2 protein-coding genes are annotated in these 2,085 nt (G+C 61.0%); one reads left to right on the top strand and one right to left on the bottom strand.

Translation table 11 applies throughout. The features are described from left to right. Positions 1–237: 237 nt before the first annotated feature. Positions 238–1,074 carry a cytochrome c gene (locus O9K64_RS23270; protein WP_275100509.1) on the top strand — a complete coding sequence of 279 codons (837 nt, stop codon included), beginning with the start codon at positions 238–240 and terminating at the stop codon, positions 1,072–1,074. A gap of 331 nt (positions 1,075–1,405) precedes the next feature. Here O9K64_RS23270 and O9K64_RS23265 read toward each other — a convergent pair whose 3' ends face one another. After that, positions 1,406–1,981: a thermonuclease family protein gene (locus tag O9K64_RS23265; protein ID WP_275100508.1), complete on the bottom strand. Its 576-nt coding sequence runs from the start codon at positions 1,979–1,981 to the stop codon at positions 1,406–1,408. Positions 1,982–2,085 lie beyond the last annotated feature (104 nt).

Below are 2,085 nucleotides of genomic sequence, written 5' to 3'. Positions count from 1 at the left end.
AGGGTAACTCCTATGCGGTGCGAATAAGCAGGCAGATTAAAAGACAAAGCGGCAAGGTAGGGCATTGACCTTAATCAAGTAGGAAAAATATCCGACTGTTTTTGTCGACTAATCCCTTTGGCAAACAGGGAAATTGCCCCGACCGGAGCGTCGCGAGCCCGTTTGGCGGACGCTCGGAAGCGCACGGGATGGGGTATAGTAGGGGGCCATTCCGACGGATATTGAGATGGAGAGCCGATGGTGAACAAGCGTGGTATCTGGTTGGCCGTATTGTTTATCGCGTTGCTCGCCGGCAGCGCGGGGGCGACAGAGAAGTGGTTGCCGCTGCCGCCGGCCAGCATCGCCCAGTGGTACAAACCGCACAACGAGCGTCAGGTCTGGCTGCACACCATGTTCAGTCTGCGGCGTGAGATGCAGGCCGTGGCCGAGTATGCGGCGGCGGACGAGCGGGCGCTCACCCTCAAGTGGACCGAACGCTTCTCCGGGCACTATCTGAAGATTGCCGAGATGGTCCCCGAGTGGCGGGACGAACTGGATTATCAGTGGCTCGAACGTCTGCGGTCGGCGGCGCAGGCGGGTGACGGGGAGGCGGTGGCGCTGGCGTTGCGCAAGCTCGGGCAGGGCTGCAAATCCTGCCACCGGGAGTATCGGGCGGTGACGGCGCTGCTCTACCGGAGCCCGGACTTCGGCAAAATCCAGATCAAAAAATCGCCGGGAGGTCCGGCTGTCCCTTATGCAGAGGCGATGGAGGAGCTCTCGACCCTGGTCAACCGGATCAAGATCGCCACCGATGACAACCGGGAGCAGCTTGCCCTTGCCTCACTGCAGCAACTGCGGCACCGGCTGGATGATCTGGGTAACAGCTGTGCGGACTGCCATAAAGATCCTGCCCCCCGGGAACGTTATCTGGGCAAGCTCACCAACGGGGCGTTGCAGGATCTGGAGCGGGGTCTGAAACAGGGGGATAACAGGCTGGTGGGCCGCTCGCTGGGCAGCGCGGCGGTCTACGCCTGCGCCCGCTGTCATGCGGTGCATCGCGTACCCTCCGACATGCGGGACAGATTGTTGCCCTAGGAGCCTGTCGGGTTTAACGCTGTTTGGCTGCAAATCCCTGGATGGCGATCAACTCAGCTTATCGAACTCGTTAAATAGGTCCACTATTCGCCTCGTTCGATAAACTGATTTGATTCGCCCCCAGTGATTTGACTTCGGGCATCCATGCCCTACGCCCCTTCGGGGCCGGCTTCGCCGTTCAATCCGCTCCTGCGGATTAGGCGCTTCAAACGGATAAACCCGACAGGCCCCTAGACATGGCGCGGTCGATGCGGTTCGCAAGCTCACCAGCATCCTACGGATTGTGCGTAAAGTTAATTGCGCAATTACCCTTATTCGGGTTTATTTGCGTTCATTCGCGGCTAATACTCTTTGCCGGCTGGCCGCTCCATAGCCGCGTGACCTCGCCCTGTGCACCCCAGAGACCCTGTTTGCCGTCCCGCGCCCGTTGTTCAAGTGAGGTGAGTTCGGTTTTGAGCTCATCGGGAAGCGATGCGCGCGACAGCACCACGGCATAGCCGTCCGCCACCATGGCCGCGTTCAGGGAAGCGCCGCCTTTATTGATGAACACCGGTGTGCGGCCATAGCGGTCGCTGGCACCCAGATCGCCCATCACGGTCAGGGTATCGCCCGGCTGTGCCAGTTGCCGTAGATGCGCCGTGGCGGCGCGGCCCAGCGCCAGCAGGGTCTCGGCATCGAGTCCGGTGCGCCCCAGGTCCCTGGTCAGTTTCGGGTTGGGCTGATCCTCCGGTGCGTCGATACCGGCGAGCTGTAACCGCTTGACCTCCCCGGCGACCCGGATGGTGACGGTATCTCCATCCTCCACCGCCACCAGTGGGTAACGGTTGCCCTCCTGGCCCCTCTCCTGACCCAGGGCGATGGGACTGCAGGCGATCAGTCCGGCCAACAGCAGTATGTTCTTGTTCATGAAGTGCATTTCCTGACGGTTGTAGGGGCAAACCACCGGCCGGGGCTGGTAGTCTTCCAATTTAATATTGCCGGGTGGCAACCACGCGCGGGGTGATTGGCTTA

The sequence above is a fragment of the Sedimenticola hydrogenitrophicus genome (assembly GCF_029017505.1).
In the GTDB taxonomy this organism is placed as follows: Bacteria; Pseudomonadota; Gammaproteobacteria; order Chromatiales; family Chromatiaceae; genus Sedimenticola; species Sedimenticola hydrogenitrophicus_A.
This window is presented reverse-complemented; position numbering and strand designations above follow the sequence as displayed.

Excerpts from the sequence above, each read along its gene's own strand:
- O9K64_RS23270 (WP_275100509.1), top strand. The coding sequence starts at position 238 with ATGGTGAACAAGCGTGGTATCTGGTTGGCCGTATTGTTTATCGCGTTG.
- O9K64_RS23265 (WP_275100508.1), bottom strand. The coding sequence starts at position 1,981 with ATGAACAAGAACATACTGCTGTTGGCCGGACTGATCGCCTGCAGTCCC.